The sequence below is a fragment of the Rheinheimera texasensis genome, from assembly GCF_964031785.1.
In the GTDB taxonomy this organism is placed as follows: Bacteria; Pseudomonadota; Gammaproteobacteria; order Enterobacterales; family Alteromonadaceae; genus Pararheinheimera; species Pararheinheimera texasensis_A.
Genome location: NZ_CAXIRE010000024.1, coordinates 345,596 through 360,998 on the forward strand (window position 1 = coordinate 345,596; position 15,403 = coordinate 360,998).

The following is a 15,403-nucleotide window of genomic DNA, read 5'->3' on the forward strand; positions in this document are numbered from 1 at the left end:
TGCAAAGTTCAGCGCGGATCTGTCATCGGCTGCAGGGCTTCGAGCGGCAAGCGGATGCCTTGCTGATAAACGTCTATCGCTGCGGTGACCAGCTTGCTGCGCACCGGCAATGCGGCTTGTGCCAGTTCTGCAGCGCTGAACCAGTGCAGCGCCAGAATATCCGAGTCTTGCGGCGCATAGCGGGGCGGCAATGAGACCGGTTCAAAAATAAAATTCACCCGGTAATAAAAATGACCGTTGGCGGCGCGTAACTGCGAGATGCCAAGCCAGCCAGTTGGTGTCAGTTCCAGGCCGGTTTCTTCACGTAGTTCCCGCTGCATCGCATCAACTAAATCCTCGCCATGCTCAACGTGGCCGGCAGGCTGGTTCAGCACTAAAGCGCCGCTAAGTTTGTCGCGTTCTTCCACCAGTAAAAAACGTTGCTGATAGCAGACCACGGCTGCCACTGTCAGATGTAAAGATGAACGGTCCGGCACCGGATGCCTCCTGTAGACTTTTCATTGTTATACGGATTCTGCACAGGTCAGTCCAGAAAAGGTTTTGCCATGCGCTTGAAAAGCGTACACTGAGCCGCCATTGCCTGAATTCTGCAGCAGCTGCTGTGGCAACATGGCGGTATCAGTGCAGGCACTTCTGCTGCGTGGCCTGTTGCTGATACACTGTGACTGATGTTTCGGACCCATTTTTATAGTGACCGGTGTTTCGCTGCGACGTACCGCTGGATGTGCGTTGCGGTTGGGATAGCGGTGCTTGTCGAAAGCTAGCCAGGACCTGATATGACCACTGAAATTTCTAAAATCATCTACACCAAAACCGATGAAGCGCCAGCGCTTGCCACTTATTCTTTTCTGCCGATAGTCCAGACTTTTGCCAAAGCCGCTGATGTGGTGGTGGAAACACGCGACATTTCGTTGGCAGGCCGCATTATTGCTGTATTCCCTGAATTCTTAAAACCTGAACAGCAACAATCCGACGCGCTGGCAGAATTAGGCGAACTGGCGACTAAACCTGAAGCCAATATCATCAAGCTGCCTAATATCAGTGCTTCAGTACCGCAATTAAAAGCGGCGATTAAAGAACTGCAGGCGCAGGGTTATGCGCTGCCGGATTATCCGGAAGAAGCCCAAACCGAACAGGAAAAAGACATCAAAGCGCGTTACGACAAAATCAAAGGCAGTGCGGTAAACCCGGTGCTGCGTGAAGGTAACTCCGACCGTCGTGCGCCATTGTCCGTCAAACAATATGCGCGGAAAAACCCGCATTCAATGGGCGCCTGGTCAAAAGATTCTAAATCTCATGTTGCACACATGAGCCATGGCGACTTCTATGGCAGTGAGCAGTCAGTAACTGTCGCCGCTGCCGGCCCGGTAAAAATCCAGCTGGTGCAGGCTGATGGCACTGTTAAAGTGCTGAAAGAAAAAACCAATCTGTCTGCCGGTGAAATCATTGACGCCGCAGTATTAAGTAAAGCGGCACTGCGTGAATTCCTCGCCGCCGAAATCGCGGATGCCAAAGCCAAAGGTGTGCTGTTCTCTGTACATCTGAAAGCCACGATGATGAAAGTGTCTGATCCTATTATGTTCGGCCATGTCGTCACTGTGTTCTTTAAGTCGGTGTTTGATAAACACGCGGCGTTATTCGCCAAACTGGGCGTGGATGTCAACAACGGCCTGGGTGATTTACTGGCGAAAATTCAGCAATTGCCGGACGCACAACGTGCTGAAGTTGAAGCCGACCTGCAAGCCGCTTACGCCGCGCAGCCAGGTGTCGCGATGGTCAACTCAGACAAAGGCATCACTAACCTGCATGTACCAAGCGACGTGATTATCGATGCTTCTATGCCTGCCGCTATCCGCAGTTCTGGCCAAATGTGGAATGCTGCCGGTAAGCTGCAGGACACTAAATTCGTCATTCCGGACCGTTGTTATGCCGGTGTGTATCAGGAAACCATTAACTTCTGTATCGCCAATGGCGCTTTTGATCCACGCACTATGGGCTCGGTACCGAACGTCGGTCTGATGGCGCAAAAAGCTGAAGAATACGGTTCACACGACAAAACTTTCGAAATCCCGGCCGCTGGTACTGTGCAGGTATTGGATGCAGCCGGTACTGTGCTGATGAGCCATGCGGTTGACGCCGGTGATATCTGGCGCATGTGTCAGACCAAAGATGCGCCGGTGCAGGATTGGGTGAAACTGGCTGTCAGCCGTGCCCGTCTGTCTAATACTCCAGCAGTATTCTGGTTGGACGCCAAGCGCGCCCACGATGCGCAAGTGATTGCTAAAGTTGAAACTTATCTGAAGAACCACGACACCACAGGCCTGGATATTCAGATCATGTCGCCGGAAGCGGCAACCCGTTTCAGTCTGGAGCGTATTAAACAGGGTCTGGACACTATTTCAGTGACCGGCAACGTACTGCGTGATTATCTGACCGACTTGTTCCCAATTCTCGAGCTGGGCACCAGCGCCAAGATGCTGTCGATTGTGCCGCTGATGAACGGTGGCGGTTTGTTTGAAACTGGTGCCGGTGGTTCTGCGCCTAAGCACGTTGAACAGTTTGTTGAAGAGAACCACTTACGCTGGGACTCGCTGGGTGAATTCCTGGCACTCGCCGCATCGCTGGAGCATTTAAGTCAGGTGTCCGGCAATGCCCGCGCGCAAGTACTGGCCGAAACTCTGGATGCAGCGACAGCCAAGTTCCTCGACAACGATAAATCGCCAACCCGTAAACTGGGTCAGCTGGATAACCGCGGCAGCCACTTCTACCTGGCACTGTACTGGGCACAGGCTGTGGCAGCACAAAGCAAAGACGCGGCGCTGGCAGCTCGTTTTGCGCCACTGGCCAAAACACTCAGTGAGCAGGAAGCGGCCATAGTCGCAGAACTGAACACTGTGCAGGGTAAAGCCGTGGATATCGGTGGCTATTATCGTCCGGACGATGCCAAAGCCAGCGCTGCACTGCGTCCAAGCGCTCTGTTTAATGCGGCATTAGCGGCTGTCTAAGCAAGTCTGTTGATTGATGCAAAAGGCACCTGCGGGTGCCTTTTTTCTATGGCGCGAACCGACCAGTCTGATTTGAGCAATGATCCGGCGTAGGAACAAATGGAAACGCAGAGTTTGAAATGTTTTTAGCTTATCGCAGAAAAACAAAAACGGCCGTGATATCGGGGGTATCACAGACCGCTTTGACAGGCATGTTGCCTTGAACCGCACCGATTTAGTCTGACGCCCTGCATCGTCAGCGTTGTGGTGGGGTTATTCAGGTTTTTCACCTTCTGGCAGTGCAATGTTCACTGCGTGCAGGCCTTTTGGCCCTTCTGACAGTTCAAACGTCACGTCCTGACCCGCTTTGAGTGTCCGGTACCCATCCATGCTGATGGTGGAGTAGTGGGCGAAAATGTCTTCGTCACGACCCTCTTCACGGATAAAGCCAAAACCTTTGGCGTTGTTGAACCATTTTACTTTACCGGTAGCCATACTACTTACTTCCTTCTCTTCGTTAGCTAAAATCTGTATTCTAGGTCTGGAGCTGTCGCTATGCGCAAAGCTCCAAAAATTACTGTAGATAATTTGTCCAACTAGTCAAGTTTTTTAGAAAAGTACGACCACTTGAAATACGGCAGAATCAACACAACATCCTTTGATGGAAGCAACAGGCGTGACTATAGTCTATGAGCAACACTAAATTTGGTGACGGACAATCCGAAGGGCTGGCGGAGCTGATACGACAGAAAGTCGAACCTCCGCCGATGTATAAAGTGGTGCTGCACAATGACGATTACACCCCAATGGATTTTGTTATTGATGTGCTGACCCGGTTTTTTAATATGCAGTATGAAAAAGCCAGCGAAGTGATGTTACAGGTTCATTACGAAGGTAAAGCGGTCTGCGGGGTTTTTACCGCAGGAATTGCCGAAACCAAAGTTCAGCAGGTCAGCGAATATGCCAGAGAACATGAACATCCGTTACTTTGCACAATGGAGCGTGCCTGACTGCAGTCTCTCAGCTTTTTATAACTCAGGTGGATTGGGAGTTGTCTTATGTTAAATAAAGATCTTGAGTTAACGCTGAACCTGGCTTTTCGCTTTGCCAGAGAGCGCCGCCACGAATATATGACCGTCGAGCATCTGCTGCTCGCACTACTGGATAATCCGGCCGCCGGCGATGCGTTAAAATCCTGCGGCGCCAATATCGAACGCCTGCGCCTTGAGCTGGCGAATTTTATCGATTCCACCACACCACTGATCCCCGATGGTGACTTAGAGCGCGACACCCAGCCTACGCTTGGTTTCCAACGTGTCTTACAACGTGCAGTGTTTCACGTGCAATCCTCTGGCAAGTCTGAAGTGACCGGCGCTAATGTGCTGGTGGCAATTTTCAGCGAGCAGGAATCTCAAGCGGTTTATTTGTTGAAAAAGACCGACATCAGCCGGTTGGATATAGTTAATTTCATTTCGCATGGTGTGATTAAATCTGAAAAGCTTGAGCAGTCAGACGAGCAGCAGCAGGATGAAAACGGTGAAATTGCAGTTGAAGACAATAAATACTTGGAAAATTTCACCGCCAATCTGAATGTGCTGGCCAAAAATGGCCAGATTGACCCGCTGGTAGGCCGTGATCTGGAGTTGGAACGCACCATTCAGGTGTTGTGCCGTCGCAAGAAAAACAATCCGTTGCTGGTCGGCGAAGCCGGTGTCGGCAAAACGGCGATTGCCGAAGGGCTGGCGTTTCGCATCGTGCAGAATCAGGTCCCCGAAGTCATTGCCAATGCCACCATTTATTCGCTCGACATGGGTGCTTTGCTGGCAGGCACCAAATATCGCGGTGATTTTGAAAAACGACTGAAGTCGTTATTAAAAGAAATCGAACGTGAAAAAGATGCCATTTTATTTATCGACGAAATCCATACGGTAATAGGCGCCGGCGCAGCCAGCGGTGGGGTGATGGATGCCTCAAATCTGATTAAGCCATTGCTGTCCAGCGGTCGCCTGCGGTGTATTGGCTCCACCACTTATCAGGAATTTAAAAGTATTTTTGAAAAAGATACTGCGCTGGTCCGGCGTTTCCAGAAAATTGATATCACAGAGCCCAGCGTCGATGACACCACACAAATTCTGCTGGGGCTGAAAGAACGCTACGAGCAGCATCACGGCGTGCGTTACACGCAAAAAGCCTTGCGCGCGGCGGCAGAGTTGTCGGCGAAATATATCAATGAACGGCATTTGCCGGATAAAGCCATTGATGTGATTGATGAAGCAGGTGCCAGTCAGCGCATGTTGCCGGCGTCAAAGCGCAAAAAAGTGATCAACGTACCAGAAATCGAACACATCATCGCCAAAATGGCGCGAATTCCGGAAAAGTCGGTTTCCGCGTCAGACAAAGATGTGCTGGCCAATCTCGACCGGAATCTGAAATTGGTGGTGTTTGGTCAGGATGCGCCGATTGAAGCCCTGACCTCGGCTATCCGCTTATCGCGTTCAGGCTTAGGCAATGAAGAAAAGCCGATTGGCAGTTTTTTGTTTGCCGGCCCGACGGGTGTCGGGAAAACCGAAGTCACTAAACAACTGGCGCGCATTATGGGCGTCGAACTGCTGCGTTTTGATATGTCAGAGTATATGGAACGGCATGCAGTCAGCCGGCTCATTGGTGCGCCACCGGGCTATGTTGGCTTTGAACAGGGTGGCCTGCTGACCGATGCGGTGTCCAAACATCCGTATTCTGTGGTGTTGCTTGATGAAATCGAAAAAGCCCACAGCGATATCTACAACATTTTGTTGCAGGTCATGGACCACGGCACTTTGACTGACAACAATGGTCGCAAAATTGATTTCCGTAATGTCGTGCTGGTGATGACCACCAACGCCGGCGTGCAGGAAACAGTGCGTAAGACCATCGGCTTTAAGCAGCAGGATCATAGCCATGATGCACTGGCGGAAATCAACCGGACTTTCAGTCCTGAATTCCGCAACCGGCTGGATGGCATTATTTGGTTCCAACATTTAAGCCGTGACATTATCCTGCAAATCGTCGACAAGTTTGTCTGTGATCTGCAGGTGCAACTGGACAAAAAACAGGTGCAGCTGGAGCTGAGTCCCACAGCGCGGCAGTGGCTGGCGGATAAAGGTTATGATCAGGCAATGGGCGCGCGGCCGATGGGACGCGTGGTGCAGGAACAGCTGAAGAAGCCGTTAGCCAACGAAATTTTGTTCGGCCGTCTGAGTCAGGGCGGGGAAGTGCGCATTGATCTGCAAGGCGATGAGCTGTCGTTTGATTATCATGAAGATGAGGTACCGGCTTAATCGCTGGTACGCGCATAAAACAAAACCCGGGAAACCGGGTTTTGTTTTATGCTGGATACTTGGAGCCTGGCTGCGATTAGCGCTGACGGAAAACGATCCGGCCCTTAGTTAAATCATAAGGCGTCAGTTCAACCGTCACTTTGTCACCTGTCAGGATACGGATATAGTTTTTGCGCATCTTGCCTGAAATATGCGCAATCACCACGTGACCGTTTTCGAGTTCGACCTTGAACATGGTATTTGGCAATGTATCAAGGATGGTGCCTTGCATTTCAATCACGTCTTCTTTCGCCATTCAGCGTACGAGCCCCTTCGGATTTAATTTTAAACAGAAAAAAACAGCGCAGATTTTGCCTAAAAGCCGGCGATAAGTAAAGCGACAAGCTGTTATTTAGCAAAATGATTGCCATTGGTCGAGGACTAACCGCTGTTGCGGCCGAAATTGGCTCTTATAACGCATTTTTTCTGACTGGCTGACCAGGTAGCCCAGATAGAAATACGGCAGCTGTTGTTGAGCACAGAGTTCAGTGCCGGCCAGCACCGCCAGAATACCCAGAGCCAGTTTGTGTTCTGGCAGATAAAAACTGTACACCGCTGATAAGCCCTGTGGCAAATGGTCCAGCACCAGCACGCCAACCAGCTGGTCACCGACATATTGTTCCAGCGTGCTGACCTGTAACCAGCTACAACTGAGTAACTGCTGCAGGTGTTCTGGCTCTGGCGGATACATCACACCATCGGCGTGGCGCGTGCTGATATAGGCCTGATATAGCGGAAAATAATCTTGTTGCAGTGGCTGCTGCTGCCAGCGCCACTGCCAGTTCAGCTTATGGGCTTGTTGTTGTAACCGCCGTTGACTGCGGTTCAGGCGTAAAGTGCTGACATCAAGCCGCACTGCCTGACAGGCCTGACATTGCAGGCAGTAGGGACGGTACAGCTGCTCACCGCTGCGGCGGAAATTATGATCAGTAAGCCACTGATAAACCTCAGCGGACATTGGTTGCTCCGGCAAGCTGAATAACAGCCGCTCCTGCTGTTCCGGCAGGTAACTGCAGGGGTGAAGTTGACTGACACCTAATAAAAACTTGTCGCTCATCGGTTTTTAATCAGCGGCGCTAAGGTACCGGCTTGCCATAAACCTGCAGGTACAGGCAAGGCGGCTAAAGCCTGCAGCAGTTGCAGGTAATCGGGTCTTGGCATTTTTTGTGCGCCGCATTGCAGTAAAAATGGATTGGGCAACTGACAGTCGATCCAGCCAAGGCCAAAGCTCTGCAGATAATGTTGTAACTGCACTAAGGCAAGTTTGGCAGCATTCGGCACGCGGTTAAACATCGACTCACCGCAAAACAGCTGACCAATTTGCAGGCCATAGAGGCCGCCGACTAACTGGTCTTGCTGCCAGACTTCAATACTGTGCGCGATCCCTTGTTGATGCAACTGTTGATAAGCCGCGCGAATGTCGGCGCTGATCCAGGTGCCGGGCTGATTGGGCCTTGGCGCGGCACAGCCGCTTGTCACCGCCGTAAAAGCCAGATCACAAGTAAAATGATATTGGTGCTTTTGCCAATCCCGGCACAAACTGCGGCCGGCTTTGAGGCTGTCGGGCGCAAACACCGCCCTGACCGCTGGAGACCACCATAACAGCGGGTCGTCCTCGCTGAACCAGGGAAAAATACCCTGATGATATGCTGCAGTTAACCGCTGAGGCGACAAATCGCCGCCAAATGCCAGCAAACCGTCTGGTTCAGCCAGCGCCGAGGTCGGCGCCGGGAACCAATCGGGATCAACACTCAGCTCAGGTAACCACAGCACAGTCACAGCGATTATTTGTCCAGAGCGTCGAGGTAACGCTCAGCATCTAAGGCTGCCATACAACCGGTACCGGCTGAGGTAATAGCCTGACGGTAAATATGATCGCTGACGTCGCCGGCGGCAAAGACGCCCGGAATACTGGTTTGGGTGGCATTGCCGTGTAAACCGCTTTGTACAACCAGGTAACCACCATTCATTTCCAGCTGGCCAGCAAAAATGTCAGTATTAGGTTTATGGCCAATCGCAATAAATACGCCTTGTAAATCAATCTGCTCGTCAGCCTGACCTGCGGTTGAAGACAAACGGACGCCGGTCACGCCAGCGTCATCGCCCAATACTTCAGCCAGTTCACGGTGCGTGTGCAACACGATGTTGCCGGATGCCACTTTGGCATTTAAGCGGTCGACCAGAATTTTTTCGGCTTTAAAGCTGTCGCGACGGTGGATCAAATGGACTTCTGAGGCAATGTTTGACAGATACAATGCTTCTTCGACCGCAGTATTGCCGCCGCCAACGACGGCGACTTTCTGTTTGCGGAAAAAGAAACCATCGCAAGTTGCGCAGGCTGACACGCCACGGCCACTGAATTTTGTTTCAGATTCAAGGCCAAGGTATTTGGCTGAAGCGCCGGTGGCGATAATCAGCGCGTCACAGCTGTACTGACCGTTGTCGCCGGTCAGCAGAAATGGCCGTTGTTGCAAATTAACCGTGTGAATATGATCAAACACGATTTCGGTGTTAAAAGTTTCAGCATGCTCGCGCATGCGCTCCATCAGTGCCGGGCCTGTCAGGCCGTGTGGGTCGCCTGGCCAGTTCTCCACTTCGGTGGTGGTGGTTAACTGCCCGCCTTGCTGCATGCCTGTCAATAAAACTGGCTTCAGGTTGGCACGGGCAGCATAAACTGCGGCGGTGTAGCCGGCTGGGCCTGACCCCAGAATAAGCAGGCGGCTGTGTTTTGGATTTGACATGAATTTCCCCGGAAATGCTCTACAGAATTGAGCGTTGTCTGTACGTGGGGCCGATTCTATTGGATTGCAACCCGATCGCAAAGTCGGGTACTAAAATTATTTCTGCCACAATGTAAAGTCGGCGGTGCTGTGCTAATTTAGCCACAAACATGCTGTATAAGTTGCAGCACACCATATCACGCAGATCCTGCGCGGAGGTTTACCTGAAACGGTTGGTTATCCTGGTGTTCATCTGGCTGTGGTTGCCGGTAGCGAAGGCCAATGACACTTTTTTCAAACGGATTGGCGTGGATGACGGCTTGCCAAATGCAACTATATATAGCGTTGCGCAGGATTCTGACGGTTTTATCTGGTTGAGTTCAACCAATTCGGGGTTATTGCGTTATGACGGCTATCAGTTTGCTGAATTCCAGGTGCTGACCGCGGAGGAGCAAAACACTTTAGGTTCGCAGGATGTGGGTAGCCTGCTGATTGACCGTAAACAGAATATCTGGGCGGGCACCTGGGGTTACGGCCTTAGCCGGATTGACGCACGAACCGGTAAACTCAGCCGGTTTAAAACTGACGACGCAGATGTGAACAGTCTGGCCAGCATGCAGGTGCAGGTGTTGTTTGAAGACAAACAACAAAATATCTGGATCGGCACCACCGGTGGCCTGAACCGGATGACAGCCGATGGTCAATGGCAACGCTTACAGTTTTCTGAACGCCAGCTCGCCCATAACCGGATTTGGAGCCTGAGTCAGACTCAGGATAATACGTTGTGGATTGGGACATCCGCCGGCTTGCATGCCTGGCGCGAAGACAGCGGCTTGTCTGAAGTATTATTACCCTTCCCACAGGGCAGCGGCCGCGATAATGAGATCCGGGCGCTGTTTAGTAGTGGCGACAAACTTTGGGTAGGGACCCGGCAGGGTTTATTTGTGCTGGATCCGCTGAAACGTACTTTCCAGCAGGCGGAATTCTTCAACGGCCGGCATACACCCATTATCAACGTCATTTCTGCCGATCAAAACGGCATGCTGCTGGTTGGCACCTATAATGGCCTGTTCCGGGTGCATCCGCAGTTACAGCAGTTTGTGAAATTCCGCGAGCAGGAGTCGCTGCTGCAGACTGTCAATATCCGTTCATTATTCCTCGACCGCACCGGCGTACTGTGGCTGGGTTCCCGTGAAAATGGCCTGTATTACACCAGGCACAGCAAATCCGCTTTTGCTTCTTTACAGGATCTGGCGCCGCAGACCAATCCGGCACAATTTCGTTTTACTGTGACTGCAGTCTTTGCTGACACCGATGCCATCTGGCTTGGCAGCGCTGAACATTTGCATCGTTTTGTCCGCAGTACCGGTGTGATGACCAGTTATTTAACCGGTGGCCGGGTCAATGCGATCCGGCGGGACCCGGCTGGTCAGATTTTTACTGCGACTGATGTGGGTTTATTTAAAGTAACGCCTGATCTGAAAACACTGCAACCAGTGCCTGAACCCTTTGAGCAAAATCCACAAGTTGCCGCTAATATCCGCGATCTGAGCATTCAGTCCGATGGTAGTTTCTGGATTGGGCTCTGGGGCGATGGTGTGATCCACTGGGACCCGGTGCAGCAAATGTCCACAGCCTACCTGCAGCCGGAGATCCGCCACAAAACCGGGGATGCCGTACAGGCTATGTTGGTTGATGACGAATTTACCTGGGTTGGCACCCGGTACTCTGGCGTGTTTCGTATCAGGCATGGCAGCGGCGAGGTCGAGCATTTCAGTCAGGCCGAGTCCAACGCGCTGGAACTGCCAAGCCCCGACGTGCAGTGTCTGGAAAAGGGCCCGGCCGGCAGCTTACTGATTTGTACCCAGCTCGGTTTGGTCTTGTACGATTTACAACAGGACAGCCAGCATCTGCTGGATGTGCGCAGTGGTTTACCGAGCAGTAATATCATCGGTGCTTACGCCGACCAGCAGCAAAATATCTGGTTGCTGACCTCCAAAGGTCTGAGTCTGAAGCACAGTGACAGCCAGCGGTTGATCACTTTTACCAAGCAGGATGGTTTGGTGGCGACTGAATTGGTGTTTAAGTCGTTTTTTGACGACCAGCAGGGCACATTTTACATCGGATCTATTGATGGTCTGACGGTAATGGAGCCGGCCCTGATTTGGATTAATCAGATTGAGCCCAAGGTTGCAGTGTCGCGCATTCTGGTCAATAACACAGCGCTGCCGCTGCAGGCCAATACCGCCCGTTGGTCAGAAATCGTATTAAAACCAACAGATACCAGCCTGGAGTTTGAGTTTGCCAGCCTGGATTTTCATGACCCGTCGCGTAACCAGTATCAATACAAACTGAGCGGCTTTGACCCTGACTGGATTTTGCAGCCCGGCCGACGCAGTGCTTATTATTCCAATCTGCCAGCCGGCGAGTATGAACTGGAATTAAAAGGCTCCAATAATCATGGTCTGTATAATCAGGTACCTGAACGGGTCCGCGTCCGGGTCTTGCCGGCCTGGTGGCAACACAGCTCAGTGCAGGTATTGGGTTTTGTCCTGACGCTGCTATTGATCCTGACATTTCACCAGTATCGGTTACGCCACATTCAGCAGATCAATAAACTGCTGCAGAACTCTGTACAGGAAAGAGCCAAAGCGCAGTTAATTCTGGAAACCAAAGTGACAGAGCGGACGCGGGCGCTGGAAGAGAGCTCCATGACCCTGTCATTGCGCACCCGGCAGCTGGAAAAAAGTCTGACCGAAATTGCGAAAGCCAACAAAGAGCTGAAACGGCTGGATAAACTCAAAGATGAGTTTATATCAACAGTTTCCCATGAACTGCGCACTCCGTTAACTTCCATTCGGGGGGCTATTGGTTTGGTGGCGCAGAATGTGGTGCCTTTGGGCTCAGATGCCTATCGCCAGCTGGTTGAAACTGCCTTGCAAAACTGCGAGCGGCTGTCGCAGCTGATTAACGACTTGTTAGATGTCCAGAAGTTTGAAGCCGGCAAATTTGCGTTGCAGCTTAAACCGGTGGAATTAACCGAATTATGCCGCCAGGCGGTCGATGGGATTCAAAGTTATGCGCTGCGCTATCAGGTGACGGTTGAACTGCAGCTGCCGCCAGATCCGGCCGTGCAGACCTTAGCTGACGCGCTGCGGCTGCGTCAGGTACTGGATAATCTGCTGTCAAATGCAGTGAAGTTTTCTGCGCCGCAACAGCCGGTGGTTTTACGCCTGTTGTCACAACCCGACGCCATCCGACTGGAAGTGATTGACCAGGGGCAGGGCATTCCGGAGGCTTTTAAATCGCGGATTTTTGAAAAATTCTCCCAGGCCGATGCGTCCGATAGCCGCTCCAAAGAAGGCACCGGACTTGGACTGACTATCTGTAAACGCATCATTGAAAGTCACGGTGGGCAAATCGGTTTTGACAGTACTGAGCATGTCGGGACCACTTTCTGGATCCGTTTGTCCCGTCTAACCAATGTCGTGCCGCTTGAATCCGCCTGATGTGCTGCTATCCGGCTCAGAAGCGTGCAAAAACCTACAGCAGCACGGTGATCGTTAGTGGGGTAACACATAACGATATACTGACCAGAAGTGACAGGCGCTGCCCGCCATGACAAAACAATGCCAAATCAGGTGATGAAAACGCAGGCGATGCCACAGGTAAAATACCACGCCACCGGAGTAACACAGACCGCCTGCCAGCAACCACCACAAACCGCCAGCCGGGACATGCTCGAGCATCGGCTTCGCCGCAATGACCACCAGCCAGCCCATCACCAGATATAAAACCAAACTGAGTTTCTTAAATTTGAGGTGAGCGACGAATTCGAGTGCGACACCAAGCAAAGCAATGCCCCAGACCACCAGCACCAGATAATAACCCCAACTGTCTTTGAGGCTAATCAGGGTAAATGGTGTGTAAGTTCCGGCGATCAGCAGATAAATAGCGCTGTGGTCCAGTTTGCGCCAAAAGGCTTTTTGGCGGGCATCAGTACAGGCGTGATAAAAAGCCGAGCAGCTGTATAACAAAATCAGACTGCTGCCAAAAGCCAGCACAGCGGCAAGTGCAGCGGGTTGCGCCGGTGGAACCATTTGCAGCATCAGCACCAGGCCAATGACGCTTAGCAGAGCTCCCACAGCATGGCTCAGCGCATGAAATAGTTCGTCATGCCCCTGATATCTTAAGTCCATCGAAATCATTCTTATTACATATCTGGTCGGCTCAGCTTACCACAAATCTCTACCAGCACTACAGCCGGGCGGATTGCTCTGGCTGAAGAAACAGTTACAATGCGCGGCAAATGGGGAGAACTTATGCCGTTATTGCTGGTATTGGGTTATATCTGGCCAGAGCCAAATTCGTCTGCTGCCGGCTGGCGTATGCTCAGTTTATTGCAGTTGTTTCAGCGACATGGCTGGCAGGTGGTGTTTGCCAGTGCGGCTGACAAATCGCCGCACCGCGCTGATTTAAATCAGTACGGCATCGAAGAAGTCACCGTAGCCCTGAACTGTGACAGTTTTGCTGTGCAGTTACAGCAATGGCAGCCGGCGGCTGTGCTGTTTGATCGTTTTATGCTGGAGGAACAGTTTGGCTGGTGGGTCGATGAAATTTGCCCGCAGGCGCTTAAACTACTCGACAGTGAGGATTTACATTGTTTACGCGCCGCCCGTCAGCAGGCGTTTAACGAACAACGCCCGGTCAATAACGCCGATTTGACTGGTGAGCTGGCACTGCGCGAAATTGCTGCCATCCATCGTTGTGACCTGACATTAACCATCTCCCGTGCCGAGCTGGAATTGCTGACTGATTTTTATCAGGTACCGGCAACGCAGCTACTGTATTGTCCGTTTTTTATCGAAAACTGTCAGGTGGATACCAGCAGCGGTTTCAGTGAACGCCAACACTTCAGTTTTATTGGCAACTTTCGCCATGAACCGAACTGGCAGGCAGTATTGCGCTTAAAACAGCTGTGGCCGGCGCTACGCAAACAGCTGCCGCAGGCTGAATTACATATTTATGGTGCTTATCCACCACCAAAAGCCACACAGCTGCACGCACCCAAACAAGGATTTTATATCAAAGGCTGGGCGGCACAGGCGGCCGATGCCTTTGTGAACTACCGGGTTTGTCTGGCCCCGCTGAGTTTTGGTGCTGGCTTAAAAGGCAAGATTATTGATGCCATGTGTTTTGGCACCCCAGTGGTGACAACCGGGATTGGTGCCGAAGGAATTAGTCATCAAGCGGATTATCAGGATTTTCCCGGCATTGTCGCTGAGGATGACCAAAATCTGGTTGCTGCCGCTGTCGCGTTATATCAGGATCCCTCGTTCTGGCTTCAGGCCCGGCATAAAGCCAGTGCTTGTTTAGCACAATTTGATGCGGCGTCGTTGATGCCACAAATCTGGCAGCAGCTGAGCACGGTGCAGCAGCAGCTGGCACAGCACCGTCAGCAAAGTTTTACCGGCCGCATGTTAAAGTATCATCATCATCGTAGTACCAAGTTTATGGCGCAGTGGATTAACGCAAAAAACAAACTGGCTGCGTTGCAACAAAAGGAGCCTGCAGATGGCGCATCGTGACGAAGTGCTGCAGTTACTGAACAGCAAATTAGAATCAGGCCGGGTGCGTGATTATTGTCCAAATGGCTTGCAGGTTGAGGGTAAAGCCCAGATCCGGAAATTAATCACCGGCGTTACAGCATCTCAGGCCTTGCTGGATAGGGCTGTGGCGGAACAGGCCGACGCAGTACTGGTCCATCATGGTTATTTCTGGAAAAGCGAGGCCAGTGAAATCACCGGGATGAAAAAACGCCGGCTACAGACCTTGTTGCAGCATGACATTAATTTGTTCGCTTATCATTTACCGCTGGATATTCATCCGGAACTGGGTAATAACGCTCAGCTTGGCGCTTTGTTGGGATTTAGTGACATCAGTGCGCTGCCGAGTGTGGAGCCGGTCGGCGTGGTCCGGCAGACGCAGCTGAGCACTGCGCTGTCTTTAACCGACATCGTGGCGCGTTTGCAGCAACAATTACAGCGGCCGGTGTTTGCCCATGATGCCGGCATCGGTGACATCCGGCATATTGCCTGGTGTACCGGCGGTGGTCAGGGCTACATTGATGCCGCCGCAGCGGCTGGGGCTCAGCTTTTTATCAGCGGTGAAGTATCAGAGCAGACCATTCACAGTGCTAATGAACTCGGCATTCATTTTATTGCCGCCGGCCATCACGCCACCGAGCGTTATGGCGTGAAAGCGCTGGGAGAGTGGCTGGCAGCGCAGACCGGTATCGAAGTTCAGTTTGTTGATTTATATAATCCGGCGTAAGCGGGGGGCC

At 51.9% G+C, this 15,403-nt stretch carries 13 protein-coding genes; 6 read left to right on the top strand and 7 right to left on the bottom strand.

Translation table 11 applies throughout. The features are described 5' to 3' along the window. Window positions 1-8 precede the first annotated feature (8 nt). Complete coding sequence (locus tag ABNT34_RS20155) at window positions 9-476, bottom strand: NUDIX domain-containing protein (RefSeq protein ID WP_348734700.1); 468 nt, start codon at window positions 474-476, stop codon at window positions 9-11. A 300-nt stretch (window positions 477-776) separates the two neighbouring features. Here ABNT34_RS20155 and ABNT34_RS20160 point away from each other — a divergent pair, with 300 nt between their 5' ends. After that, window positions 777-3,005, top strand: a complete 2,229-nt coding sequence (locus tag ABNT34_RS20160) for an NADP-dependent isocitrate dehydrogenase (RefSeq protein WP_348734701.1) — start codon at window positions 777-779, stop codon at window positions 3,003-3,005. 252 nt (window positions 3,006-3,257) lie between these two features. Here ABNT34_RS20160 and cspD read toward each other — a convergent pair whose 3' ends face one another. Further along, window positions 3,258-3,479, bottom strand: a complete 222-nt coding sequence (cspD, locus tag ABNT34_RS20165) for a cold shock domain-containing protein CspD (RefSeq protein WP_031570768.1) — start codon at window positions 3,477-3,479, stop codon at window positions 3,258-3,260. 194 nt (window positions 3,480-3,673) lie between these two features. Here cspD and clpS point away from each other — a divergent pair, with 194 nt between their 5' ends. Both clpS and clpA read left to right on the top strand, forming a co-directional pair. Further along, entirely contained in the window at window positions 3,674-3,994 is a 321-nt protein-coding gene (gene clpS / locus ABNT34_RS20170) for an ATP-dependent Clp protease adapter ClpS (protein WP_031570766.1), read from the top strand. A gap of 48 nt (window positions 3,995-4,042) precedes the next feature. After that, window positions 4,043-6,301, top strand: coding sequence for an ATP-dependent Clp protease ATP-binding subunit ClpA (gene clpA / locus ABNT34_RS20175; RefSeq protein ID WP_348734702.1), 2,259 nt, complete (start codon window positions 4,043-4,045; stop codon window positions 6,299-6,301). 76 nt (window positions 6,302-6,377) lie between these two features. On the opposite strand, the gene infA is transcribed toward clpA, so the two are convergent. The 4 genes from infA to trxB all read right to left on the bottom strand — a co-directional run bounded on the left by infA (window position 6,378) and on the right by trxB (window position 9,081). After that, window positions 6,378-6,596, bottom strand: coding sequence for a translation initiation factor IF-1 (gene infA, locus ABNT34_RS20180; protein WP_008610216.1), 219 nt, complete (start codon window positions 6,594-6,596; stop codon window positions 6,378-6,380). 96 nt (window positions 6,597-6,692) lie between these two features. Then, entirely contained in the window at window positions 6,693-7,397 is a 705-nt protein-coding gene (locus ABNT34_RS20185; protein ID WP_348734703.1) for an arginyltransferase, read from the bottom strand. Further along, entirely contained in the window at window positions 7,394-8,119 is a 726-nt protein-coding gene (aat, locus tag ABNT34_RS20190; RefSeq protein ID WP_348734704.1) for a leucyl/phenylalanyl-tRNA--protein transferase, read from the bottom strand. The genes ABNT34_RS20185 and aat overlap by 4 nt, the downstream gene beginning before the upstream one ends. Before the next feature lie 5 nt (window positions 8,120-8,124). After that, entirely contained in the window at window positions 8,125-9,081 is a 957-nt protein-coding gene (gene trxB, locus ABNT34_RS20195; RefSeq protein ID WP_348734705.1) for a thioredoxin-disulfide reductase, read from the bottom strand. Between the two features lie 224 nt (window positions 9,082-9,305). Between trxB and ABNT34_RS20200 the strand changes: the two genes are divergently transcribed. Beyond that, the gene (locus ABNT34_RS20200) at window positions 9,306-12,569 is read left to right on the top strand and encodes a two-component regulator propeller domain-containing protein (protein WP_348734706.1); all 3,264 of its coding nucleotides are present in this window, start codon (window positions 9,306-9,308) and stop codon (window positions 12,567-12,569) included. Between the two features lie 54 nt (window positions 12,570-12,623). Here ABNT34_RS20200 and ABNT34_RS20205 read toward each other — a convergent pair whose 3' ends face one another. Further along, window positions 12,624-13,259, bottom strand: a complete 636-nt coding sequence (locus tag ABNT34_RS20205) for a hemolysin III family protein (protein ID WP_348734707.1) — start codon at window positions 13,257-13,259, stop codon at window positions 12,624-12,626. A gap of 123 nt (window positions 13,260-13,382) precedes the next feature. Here ABNT34_RS20205 and ABNT34_RS20210 point away from each other — a divergent pair, with 123 nt between their 5' ends. Both ABNT34_RS20210 and ABNT34_RS20215 read left to right on the top strand, forming a co-directional pair. Then, the gene (locus ABNT34_RS20210; RefSeq protein ID WP_348734708.1) at window positions 13,383-14,648 is read left to right on the top strand and encodes a glycosyltransferase; all 1,266 of its coding nucleotides are present in this window, start codon (window positions 13,383-13,385) and stop codon (window positions 14,646-14,648) included. Next, window positions 14,635-15,393, top strand: a complete 759-nt coding sequence (locus ABNT34_RS20215) for a Nif3-like dinuclear metal center hexameric protein (RefSeq protein ID WP_348734709.1) — start codon at window positions 14,635-14,637, stop codon at window positions 15,391-15,393. Before ABNT34_RS20210 ends, ABNT34_RS20215 begins: the two co-directional genes overlap by 14 nt. The last annotated feature ends 10 nt before the right edge of the window (window positions 15,394-15,403 follow it).